Source organism: Hydrogenophaga sp., assembly GCF_026125785.1.
GTDB lineage: Bacteria > Pseudomonadota > Gammaproteobacteria > Burkholderiales > Burkholderiaceae_C > Hydrogenophaga.
Genome location: NZ_JAHCKL010000023.1, coordinates 20217 through 34914, shown reverse-complemented (window position 1 = coordinate 34914; position 14698 = coordinate 20217). Strand labels below are relative to the sequence as shown.

General features: G+C 67.6%; 15 protein-coding genes. 3 read left to right on the top strand and 12 right to left on the bottom strand.

Annotated features, from left to right (window positions below; genetic code table 11):
- Positions 1 to 88: 88 nt before the first annotated feature.
- The gene (locus tag KIT53_RS17215; RefSeq protein ID WP_297755140.1) at positions 89 to 1285 is read right to left on the bottom strand and encodes an amino acid ABC transporter substrate-binding protein; all 1197 of its coding nucleotides are present in this window, start codon (positions 1283 to 1285) and stop codon (positions 89 to 91) included.
- 188 nt (positions 1286 to 1473) lie between these two features.
- Between KIT53_RS17215 and KIT53_RS17210 the strand changes: the two genes are divergently transcribed.
- Positions 1474 to 2436, top strand: coding sequence for a helix-turn-helix domain-containing protein (locus KIT53_RS17210; RefSeq protein WP_297755137.1), 963 nt, complete (start codon positions 1474 to 1476; stop codon positions 2434 to 2436).
- A gap of 11 nt (positions 2437 to 2447) precedes the next feature.
- On the opposite strand, the gene holA is transcribed toward KIT53_RS17210, so the two are convergent.
- The 7 genes from holA to KIT53_RS17175 all read right to left on the bottom strand — a co-directional run bounded on the left by holA (position 2448) and on the right by KIT53_RS17175 (position 9350).
- Complete coding sequence (gene holA / locus KIT53_RS17205; protein WP_297755134.1) at positions 2448 to 3500, bottom strand: DNA polymerase III subunit delta; 1053 nt, start codon at positions 3498 to 3500, stop codon at positions 2448 to 2450.
- A gap of 13 nt (positions 3501 to 3513) precedes the next feature.
- On the bottom strand, positions 3514 to 4041 hold the full coding sequence (gene lptE / locus KIT53_RS17200; RefSeq protein WP_366521933.1) for an LPS assembly lipoprotein LptE: 528 nt from the start codon (positions 4039 to 4041) through the stop codon (positions 3514 to 3516).
- A gap of 17 nt (positions 4042 to 4058) precedes the next feature.
- A complete protein-coding gene (gene leuS, locus KIT53_RS17195) occupies positions 4059 to 6728 on the bottom strand; it encodes a leucine--tRNA ligase (RefSeq protein ID WP_297755131.1) in 2670 nt (889 codons plus the stop codon).
- A 114-nt stretch (positions 6729 to 6842) separates the two neighbouring features.
- Positions 6843 to 7280, bottom strand: a complete 438-nt coding sequence (locus KIT53_RS17190) for a biopolymer transporter ExbD (protein WP_297755129.1) — start codon at positions 7278 to 7280, stop codon at positions 6843 to 6845.
- Positions 7277 to 7960, bottom strand: a complete 684-nt coding sequence (locus KIT53_RS17185) for a MotA/TolQ/ExbB proton channel family protein (RefSeq protein WP_297755127.1) — start codon at positions 7958 to 7960, stop codon at positions 7277 to 7279. The genes KIT53_RS17190 and KIT53_RS17185 overlap by 4 nt, the downstream gene beginning before the upstream one ends.
- A complete protein-coding gene (gene dapB / locus KIT53_RS17180; RefSeq protein WP_297755125.1) occupies positions 7957 to 8775 on the bottom strand; it encodes a 4-hydroxy-tetrahydrodipicolinate reductase in 819 nt (272 codons plus the stop codon). The genes KIT53_RS17185 and dapB overlap by 4 nt, the downstream gene beginning before the upstream one ends.
- Positions 8772 to 9350 (bottom strand): outer membrane protein assembly factor BamE, encoded by a 579-nt coding sequence (locus KIT53_RS17175; protein ID WP_297755123.1) that lies wholly within the window; start codon positions 9348 to 9350, stop codon positions 8772 to 8774. The genes dapB and KIT53_RS17175 overlap by 4 nt, the downstream gene beginning before the upstream one ends.
- Before the next feature lie 150 nt (positions 9351 to 9500).
- Here KIT53_RS17175 and fur point away from each other — a divergent pair, with 150 nt between their 5' ends.
- Positions 9501 to 9941: a ferric iron uptake transcriptional regulator gene (fur, locus tag KIT53_RS17170; protein WP_297755121.1), complete on the top strand. Its 441-nt coding sequence runs from the start codon at positions 9501 to 9503 to the stop codon at positions 9939 to 9941.
- Positions 9942 to 9948: 7 nt separating this feature from the next.
- On the opposite strand, the gene hprK is transcribed toward fur, so the two are convergent.
- The 4 genes from hprK to KIT53_RS17150 all read right to left on the bottom strand — a co-directional run bounded on the left by hprK (position 9949) and on the right by KIT53_RS17150 (position 13310).
- Positions 9949 to 10899, bottom strand: a complete 951-nt coding sequence (hprK, locus tag KIT53_RS17165) for an HPr(Ser) kinase/phosphatase (protein ID WP_297755119.1) — start codon at positions 10897 to 10899, stop codon at positions 9949 to 9951.
- A 63-nt stretch (positions 10900 to 10962) separates the two neighbouring features.
- Positions 10963 to 11433 carry a PTS sugar transporter subunit IIA gene (locus tag KIT53_RS17160; RefSeq protein ID WP_297755116.1) on the bottom strand — a complete coding sequence of 157 codons (471 nt, stop codon included), beginning with the start codon at positions 11431 to 11433 and terminating at the stop codon, positions 10963 to 10965.
- A gap of 142 nt (positions 11434 to 11575) precedes the next feature.
- Entirely contained in the window at positions 11576 to 11905 is a 330-nt protein-coding gene (gene raiA / locus KIT53_RS17155; RefSeq protein ID WP_297755114.1) for a ribosome-associated translation inhibitor RaiA, read from the bottom strand.
- A 172-nt stretch (positions 11906 to 12077) separates the two neighbouring features.
- Positions 12078 to 13310: an MFS transporter gene (locus KIT53_RS17150; RefSeq protein ID WP_297755109.1), complete on the bottom strand. Its 1233-nt coding sequence runs from the start codon at positions 13308 to 13310 to the stop codon at positions 12078 to 12080.
- Between the two features lie 65 nt (positions 13311 to 13375).
- Here KIT53_RS17150 and KIT53_RS17145 point away from each other — a divergent pair, with 65 nt between their 5' ends.
- On the top strand, positions 13376 to 14653 hold the full coding sequence (locus KIT53_RS17145; protein WP_297755106.1) for a patatin-like phospholipase family protein: 1278 nt from the start codon (positions 13376 to 13378) through the stop codon (positions 14651 to 14653).
- The last annotated feature ends 45 nt before the right edge of the window (positions 14654 to 14698 follow it).

Below are 14698 nucleotides of genomic sequence, written 5' to 3'. Positions count from 1 at the left end.
CCCGCCGAAGGGTTCCCGTGCCGGGGCGCAAGGGCTTCGACAAGCTCAGCCCGAACGGGCGGGCCGGGCGGCGGGACGAGAGGTCAGGTCACTTCCAGGCCGGCTTGGCGGGGTTCAGCTTCGCCGTGGCCAGCTTCTGCGGCCACACCACCTCGAACTCGCCGTTCTGCCACTGGCCCACGGTACCCGGCGTACCCACGTTCTCGCTGCCGTTGAACTTGATGTCGCCGATGATGGTCTTGTGCGTGGTGTTGGCCACGTAGTCGCGGATGGCCTTGCGGTCCAGGCCTTGCGCCTTGACCGCGTTGGTCAGGATCTCCAGGCCCGCCCAGCAGGCGCCGCTGGCCCAGCGATCGGGTTCCTTCTTCTGGCTGGCCACGTGGGCGTCGAAGTAGGCCTTGGCACCCGGGCTGGTCTTGCTGTTCCAGGAGCCCATGCCCAGCACGCCTTCGGCACCGGCGGGCGTCATGACGTTCTTGTAAAGCGGGAAGGCCGTGCCCACCGAGGCGTAGAAGAACTTCGGATTGAAGCCGATCTCCTTGGCCTGGCGGCTGGCCAGGATGGTGTCGGGCGGGTAGGTGAAGCCGACGAAGGCGTCGGGATTCTTGTCCTTCATGGAGCGCAGCACCGGCGAGAGGTCCTTCACGCCACCGGGGTAGCTCTTGTCCTCCACCATGCTGATGCCGCTGCCCTGCAGGGCGACCTTGAAGGCGGCGTAGTTCTCCAGCCCGAACAGGTCGTCGACGTAGATCACCGCCACGGACTTGACGCCGCTGGCCTTGAACATCTCGACCAGTGCATCACACATGGGCTTGGGCTGCTGCAGCAGCAGGAAGAAGTAGGGCAACTTCATTTCCGCCAGGCGCCGCGAGAGCGCGGTGGGCGCCAGGAAGGGGTAGCCCATGCGGTTGGCCAATGGCGCAACGGCGAAGTTGGCGTTGCTGCCCCAGGGCGGCAGGACCAGGTCCACCTTGTCGCTGCCCATGAGCTTCTCATAGGTGCGCACGACCGTCTCCACGTCGCTGCGGTCGTCGCTGCTGATGAGTTCGATCTTGCGACGCGTGCCCTTGACGTCCAGACCGCCGGCGGCGTTCTGCTGCTCGGCCCAGAGCAGGTAGTTCGGCTCCTGGCTCACCTGCGCACCGCCGGTCCAGGGGCCGGTGCGTGCCATGGTGTAGCCCACGCGCACCGGCGCCGACTGGGCCATGAGCTGCGGGGCGAAGGACATGGCGCCGACGGTGGCGGCGGCGCGCTGGATGACCAGACGTCGGTTGGGATGGGCCATGGTGTGTCTCCTGCTGTGTGGTTGAGCGGACCTTCATGCTAAGCAGAAGCGGCGCGCGCCGCTATGCCGTTGGCGCACCACGGACTTGCACGAGCGTGCACAGCGGTGAGGGTTAACCCTCAATCCGGCGCACCGCAGGGGCTTGGCACGCGCCCCATAATTTGTGCTCCCCCCAACCCATGCCCGAGATGAGCGCCCCCACCTCCGAGATGAGCACCGACAGCGTCGCGCCCGGCGAGCGCGCAGCGATCTGGCGCGACTGGGTGTGGACGCATTTCGGCGGCCTGGACTCGGACCTGTACGGCGACACGGACTTTGACGGCCACATGACCGCCTCGCGCGCGGGCGACGTGGTGCTCACGCGCCTGGAAGCCAACCGCCACCGCGTGCTGCGCAGCCCGCAATTGGCGCGCGAGAGCGAGCGTGCCTACCTCAAGATCGTGGCCCCCTGGAAGGGCAGCGCGGGTGTGCAGCAGCAGGGCCGGCAGGCCTGGGTGCGCCCGGGTGGCTGGGCCATCTACGACACCACCGGCAGCTACGAGATTGCCAACCCCGAGCGGGTGGAGCACCTGATCGTCATGCTGCCCAAGGACCAGCTCGCCGAGCGTGGCCTGCGGCTGGAGCCCCTGATGGCGCGCCATGTGGGTGGCGTCAGCGGCATCGCCCGGGTGGCGCTGGAGACCATGCGCACCACGTACCAGGAGCTGCCCGGCATGAGCGAGAGCGCCGCGCGCGGCGCGGGCGAACTGATCGTGGAGCTGGTGCGCCTATCGCTGCAGGAATTGGCAGGCCGGGGCGATGGCAGAACCCAGCTCGAAGCGTTCCGCGACCGCATCCGTGTGCACATCGGCCGGCACCTGCGCGACCCTTCGCTCACGCTGGACCACATCGCCCAGGCGCTCAACTGCAGCAAGCGCCACCTGCACAACGCGTTCAGCGCGGAGGACGACACGCTGGCGCAGTACATCCAGCGCCAGCGCATCCAGGCCTGCATGCGCGAACTGGCCGACCCGGCACGCGCGCAGCGCACCATCACCGAGATTGCGTTCTCCTGGGGTTTCAACAACGGCGCGCACTTCAGCCGCGTGTTCCGGGAGCACACAGGGCAGTCGCCCAGCGATTTCCGGGAAGCGGCCCTGCGGCAGGCGTAGAGGGCCGCGGTTCAGCGAACCGCGCAGGCCAGCGACACCTTCATCGCCAGTTGCTGCAGGGCCTGCCAGGGATCCGCGGGCCAGGCGGGCACCTTGAGCCCCTTGACGATGCCGTCCACGGTGTGCGCGTCGTCCAGCCAGCGCGAGAGCGTGCCGATGTTGAGCAGCGGCAGTGCCCGCTCCATGAGCTTTTCCTTCACGCCCCAGACGCGGTTCTCGCGCAGCGCCATGGGCAGCGGGCGGCCCGCATCGAGCGCGGTGCGCACGCGGTGCAGGGTGCGGATGTCTTCGGACAGCGCCCAGTGCACCAGCACCGGCGCCTCGCCCTCGGCCTGCAGGCCGGCCAGCATGCGCTGCACACGCTGCACCTGCCCGCCCAGCACCGCCTCGGCCAGCTTGAAGGCGTCGTAGCGCGCCACGTTGAGCACCGCCGCCTCCACCTGGTCGAACGAAAGCTCGCCCGCCGGATGCAACAGGGCCAGCTTCTGGATCTCCTGGTGCGCCGCCAGCAGGTTGCCTTCCACGCGGTCGGCAAAAAACTGCAGGGTGCGCTGCCCCTCCTCGCCACCGGCCACGCGCTGCCCCTGTTGCTGCAGCCGCTGCGCGATCCACTGCGGCAGCGCCTTGCGCTCCACCGGATCCAGCCGCACGGTGGCACCAAAGTTCTCCAGCGCGGCGAACCAGGCGCTCTTCTGGGTGGCCATGTCCAGCCGGGGCAGCAGCACCAGCGTGAGCGTGGCGTCGTTGCCCTCGGCGGCCTGCGCGATCTGCTGCAGGGCCTGCGAACCGTCCTTGCCCGGCTTGCCGGAGGGAATGCGCACTTCGATGAGCTGGCGGTCGGCGAACAGGCTCATGGAACCGCCACTGGCCAGCACCTCGCCCCAGTCGAAATGGGCACCGGCCACGGTGTGCACCGTGCGTTCGGTATAGCCCTGCTGGCGGGCCGCTGCGCGGATGGCGTCGGCCGCTTCCTGCACCAGCAGGGGTTCGTCGCCATGCAGGGTGTAGAGGCTGCGCAGGCCTTTCTGCAGCTGGGTCGCAAGCAGGGGCGCGGCGATCTGCATCGTGCCCCGGGCCTCAGAGGGACTTCACCGCCGCCAGCCGGCGCATGACCTGCTGGACGATGTCGCTCTGCATGTCGCGGTACAGCATGGCTTCCTCGGCTTCCTTGGAGAGCACCACGGTCTCGTTGTAGCTGACGTCTCGCTCCAGCAGCAGCTCGGCATTCTCGATCAGGCTTTTCTCCTCGGCGGTGCGCAGGCGGAAGGTGAAGCGCGTGCGCAGTTGCAGCTCACGCACCTGGCCGGCCGCGGTCTGCCCCACCACCACGCGCTCGCGCTGGTCGGTCACCACGGTCAAGACCACCTGCGCGGGCGGTGAGCCCGTGGGCGGCGCCGAGGTGCTCACCTGCAGGCCGTTGGCCTGCAGGGCTTCGCGCAGTTCGCGCGCCACCGGCGTGCCGCTGCTGCCCGCGATGCGCACCGTCTGGAAGGCGAAAGTCGGCGCCTTGCGCAGAGCGAAGCCACAGCCACCCAGGCCCAGCGTGGCCATGCCGACTGCCAGACCTTGCAGGGCCTTGCGGCGGGACGGTGCGTTCACCTTCATGGCATCCATCTCCTTGCTCAGACCACCACGTTGACCAGGCGCCCAGGCACCACCACCACCTTCTTGGGCACGGCACCGGCGGCCTGCTTGATGAAGGCTTCGCTGGCCAGGGCAGCCGCCTCGATGGCGGCCTTGTCGGCGCCTGCGGGCACGGTCACGCTGCCGCGCAGCTTGCCGTTGACCTGCAGGACCAGTTCGATTTCATCGCGCTGCAGCGCCGCCTCGTCGGCCTGCGGCCAGGGCGCGTCCAGCAGTTCGCCGGGGTACCCCAGGCCGCTCCAGAGCGCGTGCGTGACGTGCGGCGTGGCCGGGTACAGCGCGCGCAGCAGGATGCCGAAGCCCTCGGCCTGCGCTGCCGCGTCGCCCGCGGAACCGTCGGCCTTGAAATCCTCCAGCGCATTGAGCATCTTCATCGCGCCCGACACCACGGTGTTGTACTGCATGCGCTGGTAGTCGTAGTCCACCTGTTTGAGCACGGTGTGGATCTCCAGCCGCAGCGCCTTGGCCGCCTTGCCCAGCGCCTGCCCCGCGACACTGCCCGCCAGCGTCCCCGGTGCACCCAGCGCCGCGAGCCGGGCACCGAACGCCCAGACGCGGCGCAGGAAACGGTAACTGCCTTCCACCGCCGCATCGTTCCACTCCAGCGTGGCCTCCGGCGGCGCGGTGAACATGGTGTAGAGCCGCGCGGTGTCGGCACCGTACTTCTCGATCAGGTCCTGCGGGTCGACACCGTTGTTCTTGGATTTGGACATGGTGCCCACGCCCTCGTAGTCGATCGGCGTGCCCGCGGGCAGGTCGCCCACCGCGTTCTTCAGCTTCGCGCCGACGATCTTGCCGCCTTCGTCGAACACGTTGTCCACGTCGTGCGGCCAGAAGTAATCCTTGCCGCCCTTGTCGGTGCGGCGGCTGTAGATGTGGTTGAGCACCATGCCCTGGGTCAGCAGGTGGGTGAAGGGTTCATCCACCTTCACCAGACCCAGGTCGCGCATCACCTTGGTCCAGAAGCGCGCGTACAACAGGTGCAGGATGGCGTGTTCGATGCCACCGATGTACTGGTCCATGGGCATCCAGTAGTCGGCGCCTTCGGCCACCATCTTCTCGCCGTTGGTGGGATCGCAGTAGCGCATGAAGTACCACGCCGAGTCGACGAAGGTGTCCATGGTGTCGGTCTCGCGGCGCGCCGCCTTGCCGCACACCGGGCAGGTGACGCCGGCGTGGAAGCCCTCGTGCCGGATCAACGGGTTGCCGCTGCCATCGGGCACGCAGTCCTCGGGCAGCACCACCGGCAGGTCCTTCTCCGGCACCGGTACGGCGCCATGTTCTTCGCAGTGGATGATGGGGATCGGCGTGCCCCAGTAGCGCTGGCGGCTGATGCCCCAGTCGCGCAGGCGCCAGGTGGTCTTCTTCTCGCCCAGGCCCTTGTCGGCCAGCAGCGCGGCAACCTTGTCCACGGCGGCCTTGCAGGCCAGGCCATCGAGCGCGCCGGAGTTGACGCACACGCCGCGCTGCTTGTCGCCGTACCACTCGGCCCAGGCCTGGTCGCTGAAGGACTCGCCTTCAACCGCCACCACCTGACGGATCGGAATGCCGTACTTCAGCGCGAACGCGAAGTCGCGCTCGTCGTGCGCGGGCACGCCCATCACGGCGCCGTCGCCGTAGCTCATGAGCACGTAGTTGCCCACCCACACGTCCACCTTCGCGCCGGTCAGCGGGTGCGTGACCTGCAGGCCGGTGGGCATGCCCTTCTTCTCCTGCGTGGCGAGTTCGGCCTCGGTGGTGCCGCCGGTCTTGCAGGCCTCCATGAAGGCGGCCAGCGCCGGCCGGCTGGCCGCGGCGTGCACGGCAAGCGGGTGCTCGGGCGCCACGGCGCAGAAGGTCACACCCATGATGGTGTCGGCGCGCGTGGTGAACACGTACATGCGGCCATCGCCGATGAGCGCGCCCGACGCGTCACGGATGTCGTGCGGGAAGGCGAAACGCACCCCCTCGCTCTTGCCGATCCAGTTCTCCTGCATCAGCCGCACCTTGTCCGGCCAGCCGTTGAGCGTGGCCTTGTCGTTGCCGATCTGGACGTGGTCCAGCAGCTCCTGCGCGTAGTCGGTGATCTTGAGGTAGTAGCCCGGGATCTCGCGCTTTTCCACCACCGCCCCGGTGCGCCAGCCCTTGCCATCGATCACCTGCTCGTTGGCCAGCACGGTCTGGTCCACCGGGTCCCAGTTGACGACCTGGGTCTTGCGGTAGGCAACGCCCTTCTCCAGCATCTTGAGGAAGAGCCACTGGTTCCACTTGTAGTAGGCAGGGTCGCAGGTCGCCACCTCGCGGCTCCAGTCGATGGCCAGGCCCATGGCCTGCATCTGCCGCTTCATGTAGTCGATGTTCTCGTAGGTCCACTTCGCGGGCGGCACGCCGTTCTTGATGGCCGCGTTCTCGGCCGGCAGCCCGAAAGCGTCCCAGCCCATGGGCATGAGCACGTTGTGGCCGTTCATGCGCAGGTAGCGCGTGAGCATGTCGTTGATGGTGTAGTTGCGCACGTGGCCCATGTGCAGCTTGCCGCTGGGGTAGGGCAACATGGAGCAGGCGTAGAACTTCCTGCGGCCCGCCTCCTCGCGCACACGGTAGGCGTCCTTGGCATTCCAGTGGACTTGCGCGGCGCGCTCGACTTCTTGATGGGCGTATTTTTCTTGCATGAACCAGGGTCCGGGCCAGCCGGGGAAACGGGGTGTCGGGGAGAGGGTGCGCCAAGGCGCGGGAGGATGCCGGATTTTAGGCCTTGGTACGGGCCAGGGCATCCGGCCGCCCGGTCAGCGTGCGCTGGCGGACACAGGTGGTTCGGCCACGAAGCCGATGCGCGAGAGTCCGGCCGACTGGGCCTGGCCGATGAGAGCGAGCACCTGGCCATAGGGCACCGACGTGTCCGCGCGGAGCTGCAGCTCGGTCGCGGGATCGCGCCGGGCGGTCTGCTGCAGGCGCTCGCGCAGCGCGTCCGCATCCAGCGGCTGGCCGTCCCAATGCACACGGCCTTGTGCATCGACCTCGATGGAAACAAACACCTCCTGGCCCGAGGCCGCTCCCGCGGGCGTCTGTGCGCGGGGCAACTCCAGCGCCAGCCGGCTGGCCATGATGGGGGCGGCAATGATGAACACCACCAGCAACACCAGCAGCACATCCACCAGCGGCGTCACGTTGATCTCGCTCATGGGCTGGTGGCCCGGACCGCGTTCGAGCCGCCCGAAGCTCATGGCGCCGCCCTTCCCGGCCGCTGCGGGTGCGCCAGCAGCTCCCGCAGGTCGCGCGCGAAGCCCTCCAGATCGGCCTCGATGGCGGCGATGCGCCGGCCAAAGATGTTGTAGGCCAGCACCGCGGGAATCGCGGCGGCCAGGCCAGCCGCCGTCATGACCAGCGCCTCCCCCACCGGGCCGGAGACCTGTTCAATGCGAAACGGCCCGTCGGCGCCGATGCCGATGAGCGCGTGGTACACGCCCCACACCGTGCCCAGCAGACCCACGAACGGTGCGGTGGAGCCCACGGTCGCCAGCAGCACCTGGCCATACTGCAGGCGCTGAAGCACATGGTGCAGCGCATCGCGCAGCACCCGGGTGAGTTGCTGGGCGCGGTCGCCGGCGACCGCGAGCGTGTGAGGCAAGGCTTCGTCAAGACCCCGCGCGGCCAGCAACAGCGGCAGCACGATGCCCTGCGGATCGAACCCTTGCACGCGCCGCTGCGCGTCGTCCAGATCCGCGGCCTGCCAGAAGGCCGCCGTGGCCAGGCCCACGCCATGGGCCGCGCGACGCAGCAGCCACACCTTCCAGAGAATGACCACCCAACTCGAAACCGACATGGCCAGCAACAGCAGCGCCACCGCGCGCCCCAGCGCATCCGCCTGCGCCAGCGTCTGCAGCAGGCTGCCCCCCGGGTTCATCTCAGCCCGAGCACGTCGAACATGTCGTACAGCCCGGCACCCCGGCCGGCCAGGAAACGCACGGCGCGCAGGCTACCCTGGGCATAGGTGGCCCGGCTGGCCGACTTGTGGGTGATTTCGATGCGCTCGCCGGTGCCGGCGAACAGCACGGTGTGGTCCCCGACGATGTCGCCGCCACGGATGGTGGCGAAACCGATGCTCGACGGGTCACGCTCACCGGTGACGCCCTCGCGCGCGTAGACCGCGCAATCCTTGAGGTCGCGCCCCAGCGCACCCGCGATCACCTCGCCCATCTTGAGCGCCGTGCCACTGGGGGCATCCACCTTGTGGCGGTGGTGCGCCTCGATGATTTCGATGTCGTAGCCAGTGGACAACGCCTTGGCCGCCATCTCCAGCAGCTTGAGCGTGACGTTGACGCCCACGCTCATGTTGGGCGCGAACACGATGGGAATCTGCCGGGCGAAGGCGGCGATCTCGGCCTTCTGGGCTTCAGAGAAACCGGTCGTGCCGATGACCACGCCCACGCCCAGCCGCGCACACTCGCGCAGGTGCGCCAAAGTGCCCTCGGGCCGCGTGAAGTCGATCAGGAACTGGCTGCCCGAAAGGCCTTGCGCAAGGTCGTCGGTGATGGCCACGCCGGTGCGCTGGCCACCGAAGGCGCCCGCATCCTGGCCAATGGCGGGACTGCCCGCCACATCGAGCGCGCCCGACAGCACACAGTCGCCACTCTGGCGCACCGCGTCGACCAGCATCTGGCCCATGCGGCCACTGGCACCGGCCACACACACGCGCAGCAGCGGAGAAGCCTCGCTCATCGCGGGCTCCCTTCCAGCGGCGGGTAGCTGGCATCGGCCGGTGCGGTGGGCGGCGTCACGGACGGTGTCACGGGGTTGCGCTCCTGGAAGGCCTTGAGTTGCTCGGGCGTGGCCTCCAGCGGTGGGACCTTGCCGGGCTTGCGCCTGGCATCCAGCGAGGCCACGAATTCGTTCTCGCTGGGCAGTTCGTCGGCCTCGACACGCTGCACCTCCTCACCCTGGAAGAACACGGTGAGCTTGCGGCGCTGTGGCTCCTGGCCCTGGCGCTTGAGCGTGAACACGTAGTCCCAGCGCTCGGCATGGAACACGCTGGTGAGCAGCGGAGAACCCAGGATGTCGCGCACTTGCGCACGGGACATGCCCGGCTTCAACAGCTGCGCCTGCTCGCGCGTGACCACATTGCCCTGCAGGATGTCGATCTTGTAGGGCGTGACCAGGCTGGTCACGCCATAGGTGCCATCGCCATAACCCGAACAGGCGCCCAGACCTGCCAGCACCAGCAAGGTGCCCAGGAGACGCCACGGACGGTGGAAGCTCGGGGGGGTGGAAACGCCAGGGGATGCGGATGGATGCATGTGAGCGGCCGGGTGAGCCCAGCGCGCGCAGGAAAAGCAGGGAATTTGCCTCTCGCGCGGGGCGCTGGCGATATCATCCGGGCATTGTAGTCCCGGGGCATGCGCAGCCTGTCCGGGGGTTCCCCAACCGCACGCCTTCCTCGCCCTGCCATGACCAACATTGAAGAACTCAAGAGCACAGGGCTCAAGGCCACTCTACCCAGGCTGAAGATCCTGGAGGTGTTCCAGAACGCCAAGCAGCGCCACATGACGGCCGAAGACGTGTTCCGCGTGCTGCTCGAAGAGCGCTCGGACATCGGCCTGGCCACGGTGTACCGCGTGCTCATGCAGTTTGAGCAGGCCGGCCTGCTCACACGCAGCAACTTCGAGTCCGGCAAGGCGGTCTACGAACTCAACGAAGGCCAGCACCACGACCACCTGGTCTGCCTGGACTGCGGGCGCGTCGAGGAGTTCTTCGACCCTGAAATCGAGAAGCGCCAGCAGATGGTGGCCAAGACCCGAGGCTTCGTGCTGCAGGAGCACGCGCTCTCCCTGTACGCCAACTGCACCAAGACCGACTGCCCGCACCGCGGCCACCCTGGCAGGGGTTGACGCGGCTTCACTCGCCGCGGGACATCGCGGCGCGGTGGCGCGAGACGAACTCCTGGTAGGTGTCGATGCCGCGCAGTTGCAGGATGGTGTTGCGCACGGCCGCCTCGACCAGCACGGCGATGTTGCGGCCCGCCACCACCTGGATCACCGCCTTGCGCACCGGCACGCCGAGCACATCCTGGTACAGGGGTTCGTGGGGCATGCGTTCGTAGTCACGCTCCATGGTCTCGCGCCGCACCAGATGGACGATGAGCTGCAGACGCATCTTGCGCCGCACCGCCGTCTCGCCAAAGATGGCCCGGATGTCCAGCAGGCCGATGCCCCGCACCTCCAGCAGGTTCTGCAGCAGTTCGGGGCAGCGCCCTTCGATACTGGTCTGGTTGATCCGGTAGAGGTCCACCGCGTCGTCGGCCACCAGGCCATGGCCACGCGAAATCAGTTCCAGCCCCAGCTCACTCTTGCCCAGACCGGACTCGCCGGTGATCATCACGCCCATGCCCAGGATGTCCATGAACACCCCGTGCATGGAGGCACGGTCGGCGAAGTGCCGCGACAGGTAGGCACGCAGCACGTCGATGACGAAGGCCGCCGACTCGTGGGTGGCGAACATCGGGATCTGGGCCCGTTCGCACATGGCCATGAGCGCGTCCGGTGCCGTCTGGCCATCCGCCACCACCAGCACCGGCGGCTCCAGCGTGACGATGCGGGCCACACGGCGGCGGTTGTCGTCTTCGCTCGGGCTGGTGAGGTAGGCCACCTCACGCTCGCCAAAGACCTGCACGCGGTAGGGATGGATGTAGTTGAGGTAACCCACCAGGTCAGCGCCGGAACGGGCCGCGCGGATGGCCACCTCGTCAAAACGGCGCTCGGACGCGCCCAGCCCGGCGATCCATTGCCACTTCAGGGCATCGCGATGGTCCTCGAACAGGACATCGGCGCTGACGACGGTGGGCTTCACAGCGGGTCAGGCCCCGTGTGGATCGGCGAACCGTGAAACCTGGGAACGCGGTGGTCCAAGGCTTCAGGCGGCGGCGTGGGCCGATTGCCAGGACGTGATGAGCTTGTGCAGGGCGGCCGCGTCGGCAGACGACTTCATCTGTTCGCGCAGCGAGCCATCGCTCAGCAACTCGGCAATTTCGGAAAGGATTTCCAGGTGCTTCTGCGTGGCCGCCTCGGGCACCAGCAGGAAGATCATCAACTGGACCGGCTGCTCGTCCGGGGCATCGAAGCCGATCGGGTGACCCAGCTGGAACACCGCTGCCAACGGCTGCTTGAGCCCCTTGATGCGGCCGTGGGGAATCGCCACACCGTGCCCCAGACCGGTGGACCCCAGGCGCTCGCGTGCAAAAAGGCTATCGGTGATGAGCGCTCGATTGAGTCCGTGAAGGGTCTCGAACAGCAGGCCCGCTTCTTCAAAAGCGCGCTTCTTGCTGGTCGCATCCACACTGACGAGCACTTGCGCGGCGGGCAAAATGGCGGAAAGTCGGTTCATGGCAGCCCTTTCGGACCGCAAATTATGCCGAGTTGGTCCACTTTGGCTAGACCAAAGGCACAAAAAAGCCGCTTGACAACCCAAGCGGCTTGCTGCATTGCAACATTCGTCACGCACCGCCCCTTGGGGGCGGTGAATTCGGTCACGCGACGCGCTTCACGGCATCGTGATGGTGGTCCTGGGCCTTGCTCTTGTAGCGGAGAACCTGGCGGTCCATCTTGTCGGCGAGGTCATCGACGGCGGCATACAGGTCGGCATGCGTGCTGGTGGCGAACAGGTCGCAGCCTTTGACATGAATATTGCATTCCGCCTTCTGCCGCAGATCCTTTTCCTTGAGGTTGTCCACCGTCAACAGCACCTTGATGTCGACCACGCGGTCGAAATGACGGGAAATGCGTTCGAGCTTGGTGGTGACGTAGCCGCGCAGGGCGGGAGTGACCTCGAGGTGGTGACCGCTGATCGTCAGATTCATGAGTGAGCCTCCATTTGCTCCGGGTTGACACAAGCCGCCGGGGGCAAGGACCTCCCGACGGCCACGGGAATGTCTTGGATTCACTATGCCGCCGAATACGGCCTTGCGCAAGCCGGTTACGCAACAAAGCGTGTCCCGGAAAACCCTTGGCCCTGCCCTGGGGGGCACGGCATCAGCCCGTTGCTTTGGGTTGGCCCCCGCTGTCATGCAGGTGCAGCCGCCGCGCCACGTACATGGCAGCGAAGCTGGCGCACACACTGCACAGGCCGGCCACCCAGTAGTGCTGCACCTGGCCGGCGGCATCGCGCCCGATGATGAAGCCTCCCAGCAAGGAGGCCAGACCCATCGAAGCCGATTGCACGGCGGCGTTGAGGGCCATGAAGGTGCCGCGCAGGTGCGGCACGGCCGAGGACGTGACCAAGGCCATGCCGGGGATGATGCGGCCGCTGAGGAAGACGAACAGGCTGGTGGTGACGATCAGCACGATGCCCAGTGGGAGCGCGGGCAACAGAGTGGTGGCCATGACGGGCAGCATGAGTGCGACAGCGAGGCGGTTGAAGGTGCGCACCTTGCCCAGGCGATCGGTCATGCGGCCGAACCAGCGCGCGCTCAACAGCGTGGCCAGCCCGGCACAGAGGTACATGTAGGGAACCTGCGCATCGCTCAGCCCGACGTTGGCCTGCATGTAGATGGTGACGTAGGGAATGACCGTGAAGCCGGTGAACATGAGCAGCACCGAGAAACCGAAGGCGCGCAAGTGGTTGGCGTCGGCGAGCACCAGGCCGATGCTGCGCCAGACCGAGGGCCGGTCTTTCTGCCGCAGGTGGTGGTCCAGCCGGGGCAGGGTCAGGCCCGCGCCCAGCGCCAGCAAGGCGCACAGGCCGGCGATGCCGAAGAACGGAGCCTGCCAGCTCAGGTGCGATGCCAGGAACAGGCTGATGGGCACGCCCGCCACGGAGGAGAACGAGAACGAGGACATGACGATGCCCATGGCACGGCCGCGCCGTTCAAAGGGCACGACGTCCGCCACGATGGTCTGCGAGAGCGCGGAGAGCACGCCGCCGAACATGCCGGCGGCCACGCGGGCGGCCATGAGGAAGCCATAGCCGGGCGCCAGGCCGCAGGCCAGCGTGGAGAGTGCGAACAGCACGTACAGGGCCAGCAGCAGGCGCTTGCGGTCAAACCGGTCGACATAGGTGGCCGCAGCAAGGCCCGAGGCCCCGGCCGCGAGCGTGTAGGCCGAGACCAGCAGGCCGAACTGGGCGTCACTGATGCCGAACAGCCGCGTGAACTGCGGCCCCAGCGGCATCATGATCATGAAGTCCAGGATATGGGTGAACTGGATCCCGGCGATGGTCAGCAGCAGCCAGCGCTCGCGACCCGGAGAAAGTACGGTCTGTGTCATGATTTTGGGCAGCCCGCCAATGTAATCGCTGCCGACGGGCAACGGACCGGGAAAGGCCTTCGCACTTGTCGCTGGACACACTGATCACCCACAACACCTTGCTGCCCGTGCAGCCCGACGTGGCGCCCGATGCCTGCGCACTGGTGCTCATGGGAGGTGGCGCGCGCACCGCCTACCAGGCCGGCGTGCTCAAGGCCGTGGCCACGCTGCTCGCCAAGCGCCTGCCGCCGGCTTCGGCGAAGACGGCCACCCCCCCACCGTTTCCGTTCCAGTGGCTGTTCGGCACCTCGGCCGGCGCGCTCAATGCGAGCTACCTCGCCAGCCAGGCCACCCGCGGGCTGGTCGCGCTGCCCGGACTGGCCAGCTTCTGGAGCACGCTGCGCTCGGAACAGGTGTACCGGCTGGAAGCGCCAGGCTGGGTGCGGGCCAACCGCGTCGTGGCCGGCCTGGTGCTGGCGCGCCAGGTGCGCCGCCACCGCGCATTGCTGGACACGCTGCCGCTGGTGGACACGCTGCACCGCGTGATCGACCTGGACAACCTGGAGCGCTCGCTGACCCAGCGCACCATCCACGTGCTGGGCGTGACCGCGTCCAGCTACACGACGGGCGAGCACTGGACCTTCTGCCAGACACGGCCCGACCACCCGATAAGGCCCTGGCAGCGCCCGGGCCGGCGCGCGGACTTCCAGCCCATCACCATCGAGCACCTGATGGCTTCGAGCGCCATCCCCTTCCTGTTTCCGGCCGTGCCGTTGTGGGTAGATGGCCACAAGGAGTACTTCGGCGATGGCTCCATGCGCCAGCTCTCGCCGTTGTCGCCGGCCATTCAGTTCGGCGCGCGCCGCGTGCTGGTGATCGGCGTGGGACAGCCGCAGCGCGCGGGCATGGCGGCACGCACCAGCGATGAGCCTACCGCTGGCACCATTGCCGGCCATGCGATGGCCAGCGTGTTCCATGACACGCTGCAGGCCGACGTGGAACAGACCCAGCGTGTGAGCCAGACGCTGGCGCGACTGCCTGCCGCGCTGTCGGCTGCGCTGCCTTACCGTCCGGTGGACGTGCTGTCCATACAGCCCAGCTTTTCACTCGACGAATTGGCGCAGAAGCACATGCGGGAACTGCCCCGGGCCACGCGCAACACACTGGCCGGCCTGGGGGCCCTGGAGACCGGCCGTGGCGCCGCCGGCAGCGCCGCCTCACTGGCAAGCTACCTGCTTTTCGAGCCTGGCTTCATCAACGCGCTGATCGAACTCGGCGAACACGATGCCTGGCGCCGAAAGGACGAATTGGAGGCGTTTCTGGGCATGCCCGCGCCGAACGCGGCGATGCCTGCGGTGCCATAATCCCCACTGTCCTGCATACGGAGAACCTCATGGAAAGCATGCCAC